At 70.5% G+C, this 13,715-nt stretch carries 16 protein-coding genes, 1 pseudogene and 1 riboswitch; of the genes and pseudogenes, 2 read left to right on the forward strand and 15 right to left on the reverse strand.

Annotated features, from left to right (window positions below):
- Positions 1-40 precede the first annotated feature (40 nt).
- The 8 genes from ABFX51_RS07850 to ABFX51_RS07880 all read right to left on the reverse strand — a co-directional run bounded on the left by ABFX51_RS07850 (position 41) and on the right by ABFX51_RS07880 (position 5,294).
- Positions 41-268 (reverse strand): hypothetical protein, encoded by a 228-nt coding sequence (locus ABFX51_RS07850; RefSeq protein ID WP_346053133.1) that lies wholly within the window; start codon positions 266-268, stop codon positions 41-43.
- Between the two features lie 55 nt (positions 269-323).
- Positions 324-452: a hypothetical protein gene (locus ABFX51_RS07855; RefSeq protein ID WP_346053135.1), complete on the reverse strand. Its 129-nt coding sequence runs from the start codon at positions 450-452 to the stop codon at positions 324-326.
- A 352-nt stretch (positions 453-804) separates the two neighbouring features.
- Complete coding sequence (locus ABFX51_RS07860; RefSeq protein ID WP_346053137.1) at positions 805-1,185, reverse strand: Gp19/Gp15/Gp42 family protein; 381 nt, start codon at positions 1,183-1,185, stop codon at positions 805-807.
- The gene (locus ABFX51_RS39615; protein WP_428832454.1) at positions 1,185-1,412 is read right to left on the reverse strand and encodes a helix-turn-helix domain-containing protein; all 228 of its coding nucleotides are present in this window, start codon (positions 1,410-1,412) and stop codon (positions 1,185-1,187) included. Before ABFX51_RS39615 ends, ABFX51_RS07860 begins: the two co-directional genes overlap by 1 nt.
- 85 nt (positions 1,413-1,497) lie before the next feature.
- Positions 1,498-2,334: a phage major capsid protein gene (locus ABFX51_RS07865; protein ID WP_346053139.1), complete on the reverse strand. Its 837-nt coding sequence runs from the start codon at positions 2,332-2,334 to the stop codon at positions 1,498-1,500.
- A gap of 240 nt (positions 2,335-2,574) precedes the next feature.
- Positions 2,575-3,051: a hypothetical protein gene (locus ABFX51_RS07870; protein WP_346053141.1), complete on the reverse strand. Its 477-nt coding sequence runs from the start codon at positions 3,049-3,051 to the stop codon at positions 2,575-2,577.
- Positions 3,048-3,242, reverse strand: coding sequence for a hypothetical protein (locus tag ABFX51_RS07875; RefSeq protein ID WP_346053143.1), 195 nt, complete (start codon positions 3,240-3,242; stop codon positions 3,048-3,050). Before ABFX51_RS07875 ends, ABFX51_RS07870 begins: the two co-directional genes overlap by 4 nt.
- 1,788 nt (positions 3,243-5,030) lie before the next feature.
- Positions 5,031-5,294 (reverse strand): hypothetical protein, encoded by a 264-nt coding sequence (locus ABFX51_RS07880; RefSeq protein WP_346053145.1) that lies wholly within the window; start codon positions 5,292-5,294, stop codon positions 5,031-5,033.
- A 220-nt stretch (positions 5,295-5,514) separates the two neighbouring features.
- Between ABFX51_RS07880 and ABFX51_RS07885 the strand changes: the two are divergent.
- Both ABFX51_RS07885 and ABFX51_RS07890 read left to right on the forward strand, forming a co-directional pair.
- A pseudogene (locus ABFX51_RS07885) lies at positions 5,515-5,802 on the forward strand (3-methyladenine DNA glycosylase); the annotation flags it as partial.
- A 611-nt stretch (positions 5,803-6,413) separates the two neighbouring features.
- Positions 6,414-7,817: a serine-rich family protein gene (locus ABFX51_RS07890; RefSeq protein ID WP_346053146.1), complete on the forward strand. Its 1,404-nt coding sequence runs from the start codon at positions 6,414-6,416 to the stop codon at positions 7,815-7,817.
- 160 nt (positions 7,818-7,977) lie between these two features.
- Positions 7,978-8,075, reverse strand: a riboswitch (glycine riboswitch).
- 34 nt (positions 8,076-8,109) lie between these two features.
- Here the strand turns inward: ABFX51_RS07890 and ABFX51_RS07895 are convergent.
- The 7 genes from ABFX51_RS07895 to ABFX51_RS07925 all read right to left on the reverse strand — a co-directional run bounded on the left by ABFX51_RS07895 (position 8,110) and on the right by ABFX51_RS07925 (position 13,507).
- On the reverse strand, positions 8,110-8,676 hold the full coding sequence (locus ABFX51_RS07895) for a MerR family transcriptional regulator (RefSeq protein WP_091503396.1): 567 nt from the start codon (positions 8,674-8,676) through the stop codon (positions 8,110-8,112).
- 234 nt (positions 8,677-8,910) lie between these two features.
- Positions 8,911-9,384 (reverse strand): bifunctional nuclease family protein, encoded by a 474-nt coding sequence (locus tag ABFX51_RS07900; RefSeq protein WP_091503395.1) that lies wholly within the window; start codon positions 9,382-9,384, stop codon positions 8,911-8,913.
- 226 nt (positions 9,385-9,610) lie between these two features.
- Entirely contained in the window at positions 9,611-10,357 is a 747-nt protein-coding gene (gene ftsR / locus ABFX51_RS07905; RefSeq protein WP_177228479.1) for a transcriptional regulator FtsR, read from the reverse strand.
- The gene (gene garA, locus ABFX51_RS07910) at positions 10,354-10,818 is read right to left on the reverse strand and encodes a glycogen accumulation regulator GarA (RefSeq protein WP_091503393.1); all 465 of its coding nucleotides are present in this window, start codon (positions 10,816-10,818) and stop codon (positions 10,354-10,356) included. Before garA ends, ftsR begins: the two co-directional genes overlap by 4 nt.
- A gap of 102 nt (positions 10,819-10,920) precedes the next feature.
- Positions 10,921-11,304: a glycine cleavage system protein GcvH gene (gcvH, locus tag ABFX51_RS07915; protein ID WP_091503392.1), complete on the reverse strand. Its 384-nt coding sequence runs from the start codon at positions 11,302-11,304 to the stop codon at positions 10,921-10,923.
- 47 nt (positions 11,305-11,351) lie between these two features.
- Positions 11,352-11,972, reverse strand: a complete 621-nt coding sequence (gene clsA, locus ABFX51_RS07920) for a cardiolipin synthase ClsA (RefSeq protein ID WP_428832457.1) — start codon at positions 11,970-11,972, stop codon at positions 11,352-11,354.
- Between the two features lie 1,319 nt (positions 11,973-13,291).
- Positions 13,292-13,507, reverse strand: coding sequence for a hypothetical protein (locus ABFX51_RS07925; RefSeq protein ID WP_346053150.1), 216 nt, complete (start codon positions 13,505-13,507; stop codon positions 13,292-13,294).
- Positions 13,508-13,715 lie beyond the last annotated feature (208 nt).

Below are 13,715 nucleotides of genomic sequence, written 5' to 3' on the forward strand. Positions count from 1 at the left end.
CAACATGATCAACTACCGGACCGGCCAGCCGCCCACCGGGTTACGAGACATCCCTTAGGGCCCGCAGACGCGAGAGGGCCTGTACGGCCTGCCGGTACTCGGCGAAAGCGTCACCGGCCGCAACGAGCGCTGTCCACGCGTCGGTGAGCAGTGCCTCAGCCTCCGGTGACGTGTACTGGTCCCTGCACATCGCCTCGGCGCGGTCGAACTCGGCCGCCAGCAACTCGCACAGCGAGCAGCAATACGGGCGCCCAGCCTTGACTTGCAACGGCGACAGCTCGGCGCTACACCCCTCCCGAGCACAGGGCACCCCGGTCGGTCTCCTAGCCACGGCACCACACCCCGTCGACCTTCGTCAGACCCGCGTCGGCCGGGTCGCGGTGAACATCGGTCCTCGGGTCGTGGGAGCCCGGGCCGACGACGAGCCGGTACGTGTCGCGGTCAGCGAACACGGCATGGCTCCCGGCGTGGTGGATCACGCCCGGTCCGATCGCGCGGCCACCCTCTGGAACATCCGGAAACCAGCGTGTCGGTCGGTAGGTCAGACACTCGGCGCAGACCAAGATACGCGCAATGCGTACGTCCGTTGTGGACACAACTTCCCCTCGATTGTCTGGAAGAAAAGAAAAAAGGCCGCCCCGGCAGACGAAGGACGGCCCAGTGCCCGGCGCGGCTACGACCCCGGCGCCGGGCTGAAGCACCAACTACGACGCGACCGTGTGCGCGTCTCGCCTACGGCCCAGACAGTCCCTCCCTTCGTGTGTTGGGTGGACAGGGACACCGGCCAACCGGCCGGAAACTCTGCTACGGCCGCTCCCAAGGCATGCGCGGCCGGGGAGCGATCACGAAAACGCCGCCACTGATGCCCAGCAGCGACCACTCGTCGGGCCTGACCTCCAAGGTGCCGGACGCGACCGCTGCGCTGATGGTGTACGAGTAGTTGCCGTCGGTCTCGGACGTGTAGCCGTCCGGGTTCCGGATGAGCCGGAGCACCATGTCCGCCTCGACCATGACGACGGTGCCCTGGTCGATTGTGCCAGCGGCTACCTTGGCGTCTAGGTCGGGAATGCGGGCCTTGATGAGGCGCTCGGCGTCTTCGAGTCGGGCGGCGACGACGCGCTCCTCGTCCGGGTCCAGCGGTCGGAAGTACCGGTCTGCCACGTCCTGCGGGGTGGCATAGGCCATTACGCGTCACCGCCGAGCAGCCATGCGACCTCAACTCCGCACGCATCGGCGATCCGCTGCGCGGTGGCCGCACGCGGGACCCTGTAACCCCGTAGGTACAGGTGGAGACTCTGGTGTGAGACACCGACACGACGGGCGAACTCGACGCCAGCGAGGCCGCTTTCCGTGACCAGCTCTCGCAGACGCTCGGTCACCTTTGGAGTCTCGACAGGGGCAGGGGTATGCATGGGGTCTCCTCTAACTTGTTGTAGATGTGTTGGGGCACAAGAGAACGGCCCCCGCCCGGAAGCGGGGGCCAATCTCAGGAAGGGATCATGAACCGGCAGGCACCAGACGGACCACACCGGCCGGGTTGGTGATCGCGAACTCGGCGCGCATCACTGCACGCACCAGAGTGCTATCCGAGGTGAACGCGCCGGACCGGTCGGTCTCAACCGAGGTGCCCTGGCGGATCACGAGGTAGTTCTGACTGCGGTCGAGCCCGTAGGCCTCACCGGCCGCAACGTGACGGGAGACGTACGCGGGCAGGCCCGCAATCCTCAGGTTGCCCTCGTCGTCGCTGTCCAGCAGGCGACGGGCGTCGCCGGTCGCGACCTTGACGGTCGCCAGCGACATAGCGACGTCGGTGGCGAGCACGAACGCCGACAGCTCGGCGCCAAGCTCAAGCGCAGTGAACTTCGCGGTGACGAACGGGTCTTCGTCGGTCAACGCGGTGAGTCCGCCCTGAACCTGCACGGTCGTCGGCGTGTGCAGCGGCAGGCCCTGCGGACCGTTCGCCGGGGCCGATGCGGCAAACAACGCGTTGTCGATCTTCTCGACGATCTGGCGGGCCAGCCCTCGGCCGACGACCTCGGCGGTGGCCGGGTTGCTGTCCGCGATCGACTCGTTCGCGATCTTAGTAAGGCCCTTGACGGCCTTCGGCGTGACGATCAGCTCGGACGTTTCCGGGTCGGTGAGCGAGATCTCGGCGCCGGGCGCGTACCACGAAACGTCCGGGTCAGCCTCCAGCACCGGAAAGCCCATAGTGTGCCCGGCGCAAGTGACGGGCGTCAGCACCTTGGCCGCAATCGCCTGGTTCTTCACGGCGTTGTCGATCAGGGCGCCGTGGTCCTGCGGGTACCATGCGGTGTTGTCGGGAACGACGGTCATGGGGAACTCCTTGGGGTGGTGGTGTCGGTTGGTCTGCGCGCTGTAGGCGCGCGGCTCGCTGCCTGCTGGCAGCTCGGTCAGGCCGGACCACGGGTCAGGCCACGAGGTGCGCCACGGGCGCTACGTGCTCAGCGCGGCCGCCACGGGCGGCGCAGCAGTGAGCGGAAAGCCTTTGGTGGGCATGAAAAAGCCCCGCCCCCGTGAGGGGCGAGGCTGTTTTCGTTGGTACGTGTGGGCGCGTCAGTAGCCGTTGCTCTGCTTGAACAGATCCGCCCACGAAGCGGCGTGTGAGGGGCCATTGGCCCCGAGGCCCTGCGAGGGATCCACGGCCGGATCCGACTTCCGGAGGCCCGGCCGGGCTGCCAGCAGCTCGGCCACGGTCGACCGGACGGAGTCGGCGTTCACGGTCCCGTCCTCGGCGAGGAAGTCGGCGAGTGTCTTGCCCGACAGGGACAGCAGGTCGCCAGGCTCCGCAAGCCGTTCACCGGCCAGCCGGTGAACCTCGGCCGACTGGAACGCTTCGACCTGGGCCCGAGCCGCCGCTAGCGCGGCCTCAGTCTCACGGAGCTGGGTCCGGTACCTAGCTGCCTCCCTGGCGGCCTTATTGCCCGTCTCCGGTGTCTCTACACTCTCGGAGAGGGAAGACGCCTCAGAGAGGCTCTCAGGGGCCTCTGTGGGGGTCTCAGTGCTGGTCTGGTCAGTCGGAGTCTCGCTCATCGGTGGTTCCTCTGCGGGGTCTTGGTCTGCGCGCTGTCCGCGCGCGGGCCCTTGGTCAGCAGCGCCTCAAGCGCTGCGCGGAGCGTGTTGCGTTCGGTCCGGTAGCGAGCAACGTCCTTGCGGAGCTGGCGAATGCACCGCTGCGCCCACTCGGGCAACTCGTCGAAGGTCTTGGTCTTGGGCTTGGTCATTTCGGTCTCCTCCAGGGAGGGCGTTGTGGGACACGGAAAAGCCCCCGCCCGGCCGAGACCGGGACGAGGGCGTCCGCACTCAGTAAGGAACTCACGGCCGGGTGGCTAGCCCGGACCGCGCCACCGTGCCGCTCCCGGCGTGCACGGAAGATCTGTTGGTGTTCGGGGGGAGCGCCGGACCAAGTGACCAGCTCGGACCGGCGCTCGACCCCCGCGCGCTCCTGTGGCCCTAGCGCGCTCTCGACCCAGCGTCCGGAGAGGAACAGACGCCGGGGAGCCTGGGCCTACGGTCCGACGTAGCCCAAGGCATCCGGTACCCCCTAAGCGCGCGTACGCGCGCGCTCCCTTGGGCCGCTTTGAGGCGGCCCTAGTAGTTCTCCTATGGCCCGCTTTGAGGCGGGCCTAGTAGTTGTCCCTTGGGCCCGCTTTCGAGCGGGCCCTTTGGTCTGTCCTAGGGGCCGCTTTCAGGGCGGCCCCCTGATCTGTCCGGCCGGACCCTTCAAGGGGTCCGGCTACGGGTGCCAGTCGGTCGGTCGTCGGTCGGGCCCTTTCAGGGCCCTCCCTCCTCCCTCCCGCCTGGCAACTACTAAGACCCGTGAGATCTCCGATCGGCGCACAACGGGGGATCGGCCCGGCTGGGGCCGATCCGCTGACCAGGGGAAACGGAACAGTGGCGTGACGAGAGTCATACACAACAACCATCCCTACAACCGGAGAAAGGTGTTGCGTTTGGGCAGGCGCAACACGGCGCGGTTCGGTGAGTGTGAACCACATGCGCCCGGCCGTTGGGCCGTGCGATCGTTCGGGTATCCCCTGTAGGGCCGCCTTCAGGCGGCCCGTTGGGGCGGCCTCCATGGGCCGCCCACGGATCCATCCTCTGTGGAGAGAGCACGGCCCCCCGTTTGGGCCGTGCGATCGGTCAGGTACCGGCCGCCTCGAAGCGGCCGGACAGCAACCCCTTCTACAGCCAAAAGGAAGGGATCCTTAGGGGATCCCTTCATTGGGTCCTTATATGAGAACGGTCCTGGGGGACCGGTCTAGAACGGTCCTGGGCGCCCGGAGTGACCGGTCCTGGGGGACCGGGGTCCTGGGGAACCCCGGTCTTGAGGGACCGGTCTGGAATCGCGAGCCGGTACACCTTGACGCCCTTGGGTAGGCGTCTGGTGACCACGAGCCACCCGGACTCCTCCAGTGCCCGCATGTGCACCCTGGCCGCCTTGTCGGTTCCCAGTGACGCCTGACTGGCCACAGTGGATTGTTTCGGGTGAGCACCGTCGCCGGTGCTTGGTGTCGCGTAGCTGGCCACAACGAGCGCAACCAGCTTCCGCGTAGTCGGCATGTCCGATCGGAGCACGGCCTTACGAAACTCGAACTCCGGGACGCCACCAGAGACGGCGCGCTCTGCGGTTGCCTCCCCGGCCAACCATGCTTCGTACTGCCCGCCGTAGTCGTCCTCCGCCGGGGGTCGGAAGACCACGGGCGAGCACCCGTGGTCACGGTTCAAGTCTGCGGAGAACTTTTCAAGGCTGAACTCGGACACGCTCGATCTCCCATGCACGGGTTGCGCGGCGTTCGTCGCGCTTGGACTGGTTGACTCGTCGGCCGCGATTGGCGCGGCCCTGGTACTTCGCCTGGCAGTCGAGACAGACTCGACGGCCGTCCGGCCGGACCTCGGTCCGGTCCGGATCGTGGTTGTTCACGCACACGGTGCGCCCACGTCCTCTCTGGTTGAATACGGACGGCCCCGGGGCGGTATCCGCGCCCCCGGGGCCGCTCATCGGTCGGTCACTACCTGTAGACCCGTTCGACCGCCCGGCCGAACATGACGCCCGGGTCGGCGTACTCGCGTTGCTCGGTGAGGCTGTAGCCGTCGCGGTCCAGCCGTTCCCGGACCGGGCGGCGTAGGTCGGCGTCGTCTCGAACGATGATCGACCGGTATTCCCACACGGAACCGTCCCGGGTGACCCCGGCGAACAGTCGGCACGGGCTATCGGCCAGTACCTCGGTGAATTCCTGGGCCTCGGCGGCGGCAAGGCGGTCTGAGGTGAGCATGGCGTTAGTCCTTTCTGTCGTCACGGGTCGGACAGCCCTTGCGCCGGGTGGCCCGAGACATCTTCCGAACGCTCGCCCGACCTCGTCGGCCGGGGTCCTCGCATCGCCCCGGGCAGGGCCTTATGGCCCGGCTCCCTCGCCGCTCACGGAGCCTCCCGGGTTTCTCAGGCCCGGGTGGTAGCTGCCCCGTTCGGTGAGCCGGTCGTCGCTGGCCGGTGCCTGTAGGTTAGCGCTTGTGGATCTCTACAAGGTTTGTTACAAGCTGGATCCGTTTGTCCCGTCGGAACTGCTCGCCGACTGCTTCGAACTCGCCGTGGAGATCCGCGAACTGGACATGAGGGCGAGTCCCTACGATCTTTCCGCGCTGGGGTACGAGCCGGTGCGCATCGAGACCCCGTCCGGGCGCGCCGAATACGCCCGGCTGCAGGGCGAGTTCGCCCGCCGAGCGGCCCCGCTGCGCAACAGCCTGATAGCGCAGTGCCACTACTTACTTTCGCTTCACAACTGATTTCTTGATCTTTTGTGTGGTGACGGTAAGTTTTTTCGCCCTCACAGACGCATCACGTTTTCCTAACGCTCTACCCCTGTTAGGGTGAACGCGTTTGCCGACTATGCACGCAGAGTTGAAGGGACTACCCGATGGGGCGTCACAGCCGGGACGACGATCCCGCTCCTCGCCTCCCTGAGCGACCGCAGGAGCCGCGGCGGCCGGCGGGCGGACCGGGCAACGCCGCGCATCCGAGGCAGCCGCAGTACGGCCGTGCACCGATGCGGCCAGGACAGCCGGCGCTGAACCGCCCGCAGCGCCCCGTTCCTCCCGTCGACGAGCGCACGCGCACGATCCCCGTGGTGACCGACGAAGTTGATTTTCCCTTGCCCGGAGGGCGTTCCGAGGCCAACCGCACGACGGTCGGCCTCCGCCACCCCGCACCCGAGCCGGCCGACGAGCCCGATGGCTTCAATGCCTTCGGTGAGCCCGGCCGCGCCACGCGCAGCGGGAACTTCCCTGCGGTAGGCGGCACTCCTAGTGAAGGCAGGGCCACCCGCAGCGGCAGCTTTCCGCCGGTCGGCGGTTCCCCCACGGACCGTCGCGCCACGCGCAGCGGCGGTTTCCCGGCGGTGGACGGCGCCCCCGGCGAAGGCAGGGGCGCTCGTAGCGGGAACTTCCCGGCAGTAGATGGCACCGGAGGCCGCGGGACGCGCGGCGGGAACTACCCCGCGGTCGGCGGCTCCGCCGCGGAGGGCCGCGCCACGCGGAGCGGCAGTCACCCCACGGAAGGCCGCGCCACGCGCAGCGGTGGCTACCCGGCCGAGGGCCACGCCACCCGCAGTGGGAACTTCCCCGCCATCGGCGGCTCCCGCACCGAAGGCCAGGCCACCCGCAGTGGGAACTTCCCCGCCATCGGCGACGCCCCCGCCGAAGGCCGCGCCACCCGCAGCGGCAACTTCCCCGCCATCGGCAGCACCCCCACCGAAGGCCAGACCACCCGCAGTGGCAACTTCCCCGCCGTCGGCAGCACCCCCACCGAAGGCCAGGCCACCCGCAGTGGCAACTTCCCCGCCATCGGCGGCGCGCGCACCGAGGACCGCTCGACGCGCAGCGGGAGCTTCCGCGCCGCGGGCGAAGGCCGCGCCACGCGCAGCGGCAACTACCCCGCCGTCGGCGGCACCCCCACCGAAGGCCGTGCCACGCGCAGCGGTAACCACCCCGCCGTCTCCGAAGGCCGCTCCACCTCCACGGGCGGCTTCCGCACCCGCGAGGGCCGCGCCACCTCCACCGGCAGCCACCGCCCCGTCCGCGCCACCGACACCGGCGAAAACCGCACCACGACGACCGGCAGCCACCGCGCCGTGTCCGAGGGCCGCAGCACCACCACGGGCAGCCACCGCGTCGTCTCCGAGGGCCGCAGCAGCGCCACCGGCACGCACCGCGCCATGGGCAAGGTCGCCGGGCGCCGCAAGGTCGCGAAGTGGCCGATCGTCGCCGGGGTGTTCGTCGTGCTGCTCGTCGTCGGGCTGCTGGGCTGGAGCTGGGCCAACAACACCGTCAACAGCCGCGCCGAGGCCCAGGCCAACGCCTGCACCGAGGGCGACTCGACGATGTCCGTCGTGGTCACGCCGACCGCGCAGAAACCCGTCGAGGCCGCCGCGAACCGGTGGAACCAGGCCAACACCGTCGTGCACGCCCACTGCGTCCACATCGAGGTGCGGGCGATCCCGTCCCAGCAGGTCCTCGACGCGCTGACCGGCAAGGCCGACCTCGCGGCCATCGGCGGCCTGCCCGCCGCCTGGGTGCCCGAGAACTCCTACTGGGTCGACCAGCTGCAGACCACCAAACCCGGCATGGTCGGCTCCCCCGCCGAGTCGGTCGCCAACGCCCCCTCCGCCGACTACCCGTTCCTCGGGCTGGCCGGTGCCACGGTGGACGAGGTGCAGGCCCGCGCGGCCCAGGTCTTCCGCGACTACCTGCGGGAACCCGCCCAGCAGGCCGACTTCAAGGCGGCCGGGCTCACCAGCGGCTGAGCCTGGAAAAGAAACAGGCCCGGACACCAAGCTGGTGTCCGGGCCTCCCCACTCTGTCCATGCCGTGAAGGCGCCTGAGAGGTTCACCCGTTGCGTTGGGCCGGGCTTGCACCGTCGGCGGAGTTCCGGGTTGTGGCCGGGACCCACTTTCCAGAGGCGTCTCGTCCGCGCGGTCCGGGGGCCTGAGAGGTTCCGGGGAGGAGTTGCTCCTTCGGCGCCGGGCCCGGGTGGGGGCTCGGTCTCTCCCGCGCGGCTTCGGCGACTGCGGGCTCCACACTACCCGCAGGTAATTTCAGCCCGTACGGCGGGCGTTGCGCCGCTGGCTCAGCTCGTCCGGCACGACGGCTTCGACGTGCCCGCCGTCGGCGCGTTCGGCCGGGAACTCGTGGATCGTGCCGCTGATCTCCTGCATCGGGACCTTCACGGCGATGCCGAACACGCCCTGCCCGCCCTGCAGCAGATCGACGATCTCCTCCGGCGAGGTGCACTCGTACACGGTGGTGCCGTCCGACACCAGCGTCACCTTCGCCAGGTCGGCGACCCCGCGGGCCCGCAGGTGGTCCACCGCGACCCTGATGTTCTGCAGCGAGACGCCCGTGTCCAGTAAACGCTTCACGATCTTGAGCGCCAGGATGTCCTTGAAGGAGTACAGGCGCTGGGAACCCGAGCCGTGCGCGGTGCGGATGCTCGGGGCGACGAGCTTCGTGCGGGCCCAGTAGTCGAGCTGCCGGTAGGTGATCCCGGCGATCTGGCAGGCCGCGGGCCCCCGGTAACCGACCAGCTCATCCGGCAGGGACGAATCAGGGAACAGCTCACCCTGCTCTCCGTCGACCGCCTTGATCGGCCTCTCGTCGACCACGCATGCCTCCCCTCGCCCGGCCGGGCGGCCGGTCGAAACAAGCACCGGGGTCCCGGGAGCGGAACCCCTGCCGGCGAACCGCGGCGTGCACCCCGGTCCGGGGGGAATTGCACCTTGGCGATTTACCGCCTTAGACGGTAAGCGTGGTGGCCCCACTGGTCAACGCGACGCGCGGCGGCCCCGACCAGTTATTCAGCCGTCATCCGGATCAGCTGTCCGCGGCGGGACGGGGGCTCAGGTGTCGGCCCCGCGGAAGTCCTCGGGTGAGACGGAGTCGAGGAACTCGCGGAACTTCTCGACCTCGTCCTCCTGCTCGTCGGGGATGATCAGGCCGGCCTCTTCGAGCACCGAGTCCACGGCGTGGATCGGCACCCCGACCCGCAGCGCGAGCGCGACCGAGTCGCTGGGGCGCGCGGAAACGCGCACGTTGCCGTCGAACACCAGCTCCGCGAAGAAGGTGCCCTCGCGCAGATCGGTGATCACGACGTGCTCCAGCTCCCGCCCGAGCGCGCCGATGACCTCCTTGAGGAGATCGTGCGTCAGCGGCCTCGCCGGCCGCACGCCCTGCTGTTCGAGCGCGATGGCCGTGGCCTCCACGGATCCGATCCAGATCGGGAGGTAGCGCTCGCCCTCCGTCTCCCGCAGCAGCAAGATCGGCTGATTCGCGGGCAGCTCGACCCGCACGCCGACGACGCGCATCTCGCTCATCGGACTTCGCCTCCCTCTCCTGTGCGCGGGCTGCAGCGCCCTGCGGCCGTGCCCGCGCCGACATCCTCGACGCTACCCGCCCGGTGGACGCTGTGCTCGCTAGTTCGCATGTGCCTCAAGCACGTTCGGTGTCCGGCAACCCACAACCAACGGTACGGCATCCGGGGCGATAGGAAGAGTCATGAAACTGTGTCATTACCGACCGGGACAGGGCACGGGGCCGCACTCAGCCGCCCGTGACACCGCGGATGCCCGCTTTGACCAGAAGCGTGTGCAGGGTCACGGACAGCGCCGCCAGCTCGCGCACCATCTCGTCGGCGCGGGCCTTCGCGTCGGCGTCGCGGTGCCGGTACACGGGCGTGACGATCTGCTCCAGCAGGCCGACCTCCCGGTCGGCCGAGGCGCGGAACGCCCGCAGGTGCCGCGGCTCGATGCCGAACTCGGTCATCGCCCGCACGGTGCGCGCGACGAGCACCGAGTCCGGGTCGTAGAAGCCGGCGGGCCCCGGCCGGACGAGCCCGTACTGCTCCAGCTCGGCCAGCGTGCCCGCGTCGACACCCGCCTGCTCGAGCAGCTCCTCGCGGGTCAGCCGGACCTCGCGCCCCGGCGCGAAGTCCTCGGCCGAGGGCAGCGCGTCCCCGGCCGGCGAGGACAGCGAGACGAGCTTGCGGGGCAGCCGGACCGGAGTGACCTCGGGCCCGGCCGCACCGCTGTCGGCGGCGTCCAGCTGCTCCTTGATGACCTTCAGCGGCAGGTAGTGGTCCCGCTGGGCGGACAGCACGAACCGCAGGCGCTCGACGTCCGCCGGGGCGAACTGCCGGTAGCCCGAAGGCGTGCGCCCGGGCCGCACCAGCCCCTCCGACTCGAGGAACCGGATCTTGGAGATGGTGACGTCGGGGAAGTCCGAGCGCAGCTGCGCCAGTACGGCCCCGATGCTCAGCCCCTCGCGCTGTGGCCGCCCGGCAGCCGTCACCGTGCCCCCTGGCCCCCGTGCCCCGGGCCGGTCAGGAAGACCAGGCGGAACTTGCCGATCTGCACCTCGTCCCCGCCGGCGAGGACGGCCTGGTCGACCGGTTCGCGGTTGACGTAGGTGCCGTTGAGGCTGCCCACGTCGATCACCACGAACTCGCCGCCCTCACGCCGGAACTCGGCGTGCCGGCGGGAGACCGTGACGTCGTCGAGGAAGATGTCGCTGTCGGGGTGCCGTCCCGCGCTGGTGGTGTCGCGGTCCAGCAGGAACCGCGAGCCCGCGTTGGGGCCCCGCTTGACGACCAGCAGTGCCGAGCCCGCCGGCAGCGCGTCGACGCCGGCGACCGAAGGCTCGGGCGCCGGTGGCTCGTGGCCCTCCGCGTCCGCCAGGAAATCGGCCCGGAAGACCGAGGTCCGCTCCGGAGACTGCTCCGGGGGAACGCCGGGTCCGTCGTTCGTGCTCACCTGAGCTCTCCTCACCACTGAAGTGTTACCGGAAGAACGTGTGCTGCCAACGTACCGTGTCTGATCGGTCGCAGGCGCTGGGGCTCCCCCAAGTCCCGGGCGTTATCCGGCGGTCAGCGCCTGGTAGGCGTCGGCGTCGAGCAGGCCTTCGACGGTGGCCGGATCGGCGACCTTGAGCTCGATGAGCCAGCCCTCGCCGTAGGGGTCGCTGTTGATCAGCTCGGGGGACTCGACGACGGCGTCGTTGACGGCCGCGACCTCCCCGTCGAGCGGCGCGTACAGCTCCGAGACGCTCTTGGTGGACTCCACCTCGCCGAACACGTCGCCCGCGCTGACCTGCTTGCCCACCTCGGGCAGCTCGACGAACACCACGTCGCCGAGCTGGTCCTGCGCGAACTCGGTGATCCCCACCCGGACCGAGTCACCGGCGGCGCTGGCCACCCACTCGTGCTCCTCGGTGTAGCGCAACTCTTCTGGAGCGGACAACTGCGGTCCCCTTTCGTGCCTTCACTGCGCGGATCTCGCGCGAAGTCTTACATCAGGCGTGTGCGGGCGGCACCCCGGACCGCCGAGATCGTCTGGATCACGTACAGCGCCCCCGACCACAGGTAGAGCACGCAGCCCCAGGCGGTGAACGCGTAGGCGAACGGGCGGGCGACGGCGGCCACGGCGGAGCCGCCCTGCGTGAGCAGCAGGAGGGGGAAGGCGTACATCAGCACGAAGGTCGCGGCCTTGCCCGCGTAGGTGACGTCGGGCGGCAGGAACCCGTTGCGGCGCAGGACGACCAGGCAGACGCCCACGACCAGTTCCCGCAGCACGAGCGGCGCGACGACCCACCAGGGCACGATGCCGCGCACCAGGAAGGCGACCAGCGTGGCGGCGATGTAGAGCCGGTCGGCGGCCGGATCGAGCAACTGCCCGAGACGGCTCATCTGGTTCAGCCAGCGGGCGAGCTTGCCGTCGAGCCAGTCGGTGAGGGCGCTGAACACCAGCAGCGCCAGGGCCCAGCCGTCCTCCCGGGGGCCGAGCAGCAGCCACAGGAAGACGGGGACGCCGGCCAGGCGCAGGAGGGAGAGGAGGTTGGGGATGTTGAGCGCCTGGCGCAGCAGGGAGGGGGGTGCTGGGGGCGGGGTTCCGGTGGTGGGGTCGGCCAGGGTTCCGGTGGCGGCGGGCGGCGGCCCGGCCGGGGTTCCGGTGGCGGCGGGCGGCGGCCCGGCCGGGGTTCCGGTGACGGCGGGCGGCGGCCCGGCCGGGGTTCCGGTGGAATCGGCGGGGGTTCCGGTGGTGGAGGCGGCGGGCGCGTCGGCGCCGGAGTCGGCCGGGGTTCCGGCGCCGGTGGCGGTGGGCGCGTCGGCGCCCGAGGCAGGCGGCGGTCCGGCCGGGGTTCCGGTGGAGTCGGCGCGGATTGGGCCGCCGGAAGCGGCCGGGGTTTCGGGGGAGGCAAGGCGCGCCTCGCCGCCGGGAGCGGCCTGGGGTTCACTGGATGCGGGGGCCGTTCCGCGGGAGGCCGTGGGGGCCTTGCCACCGGGAGCGGCCGGGGGTTCAGCGACAGAGGCGGCAGCCGTTTCGCCCTCGGAGGCGGGAGCCGTTCCGTCGGAGCCCAAAGTCGTCTCGGCGCCGGGAGCGGGGGGCGCGGTGGCGGCCGCGGGAAGCGCCATCTCGCCTCGGGTCGTGCCGTCCCGGGAGGCCTTCCCTCGAGCCGCGTCGATGCGAGAGGCGGCCGGGATGCCGGTCCGGGACCGTTCCGGTTCGGCGCCGTTCGTGGCGGCCGCGGAGGCCTCGCCGGTCGAGGCGGGGGTCGGGCCGTCCGCGAGAGGGTGCTCCGCGGGACGGCTTTCCGGGCTGGGGTCGCTCACCAGGTCACCCTATCCGGCAGACGGGACGATCCGGTGCCCGGCGGGCCGCGCCGCCGGGCCTACCGGGCAGGTCCTCACGTGCCTGGCGGCAGGCGTGCCGGGGCAGGTCCGCGGACGCCCCGCCGGGCCAACTCCGTTGGGAACCGCCGGTGCCAAAACGGGCGGCGCCGCCGGGTCGATCGGATCAGTTACTCCGGTGCCTGGCGGCAGACCAGCCCACGGCAACTCCTCCAATGCCTCGCGGGGTGCGCCGAGTAAGCACCTCCGGTACCCGCGGCAGGCCTGCCGGGGCGGGTCCTCCGACCGCCGCCGGGGCCTGCCGAATCAGCTTCTCCAGCACCGGCCAAGCCCTGCCGGGGGCAGGTCCTGTACTCGCGGCAGGCCTGCCTGGGCAGGTCATCCGACCGGCGCTGGGCCCTACCGAATCAGCTCCTCCGCGACCGGCCGAGCCCTGCCGGGGGCAGGTCCTGTACTCGCGGCAGGCCTGCCGGGGCGGGTCCTCCGACCGCCGTCGGTCCCTGCCGAATCAGCCCCTCCGGGACCGGCCGAGCCCTGCCGGGCCAGCTCCACCGGCATCCACCGGCACCTGCCGGACCGCACCGCCACCCCAGCCGGGGTCAGCTGGCGCGGTGGTAGCTCCAGCCCCGGCGGCGCAGGTCCGCGCCGGTGAGGGCGAGGGGACGGCCCCGGTTGTCCGTACCGACCCAGCGGGGGTTGCCGGTGCCGGGCTCGAGCACGTAAGGGCGCCCCTGGCTCCACACCACCGTGCAAGGCGTGGTCGGCGGTTCGTCGGTGGACTCTGTCTCGCTGTCTGAAGCTGTGTCGGTGCTCATCGCTCTCAGTGCTCGGATCTCTCGGGGAGGGCGCCTGCGGGGACAGGCACATCCAGAACGTCGCCCGCGAGCGCCGTGATGTTAGCCACCCGGGGTGGATTCACCCTCTCCGGTGGTCAAAAAGAACGCTGCGTGACCGTCTACTGTGGAGGGTCGTGCGGGCGGCGGGCGTCCGGCTCCCGGTCCGGGTAACCTTCCGCTGCCGAAG

The organism is Amycolatopsis dongchuanensis (assembly GCF_039542405.1).
Classification (GTDB): Bacteria; Actinomycetota; Actinomycetes; order Mycobacteriales; family Pseudonocardiaceae; genus Amycolatopsis_E; species Amycolatopsis_E sacchari.

Coding starts and splice junctions, on each gene's coding strand:
- ABFX51_RS07860 (WP_346053137.1), bottom strand. CDS start 1,185: ATGGCCTATGCCACCCCGCAGGACGTGGCAGACCGGTACTTCCGACCG.
- ABFX51_RS07925 (WP_346053150.1), bottom strand. CDS start 13,507: ATGAGCACCGACACAGCTTCAGACAGCGAGACAGAGTCCACCGACGAA.
- ABFX51_RS07865 (WP_346053139.1), bottom strand. CDS start 2,334: ATGACCGTCGTTCCCGACAACACCGCATGGTACCCGCAGGACCACGGC.
- ABFX51_RS07875 (WP_346053143.1), bottom strand. CDS start 3,242: ATGACCAAGCCCAAGACCAAGACCTTCGACGAGTTGCCCGAGTGGGCG.
- ABFX51_RS07870 (WP_346053141.1), bottom strand. CDS start 3,051: ATGAGCGAGACTCCGACTGACCAGACCAGCACTGAGACCCCCACAGAG.
- ABFX51_RS07900 (WP_091503395.1), bottom strand. CDS start 9,384: ATGAGCGAGATGCGCGTCGTCGGCGTGCGGGTCGAGCTGCCCGCGAAT.
- ABFX51_RS07880 (WP_346053145.1), bottom strand. CDS start 5,294: ATGCTCACCTCAGACCGCCTTGCCGCCGCCGAGGCCCAGGAATTCACC.
- ABFX51_RS39615 (WP_428832454.1), bottom strand. CDS start 1,412: ATGCATACCCCTGCCCCTGTCGAGACTCCAAAGGTGACCGAGCGTCTG.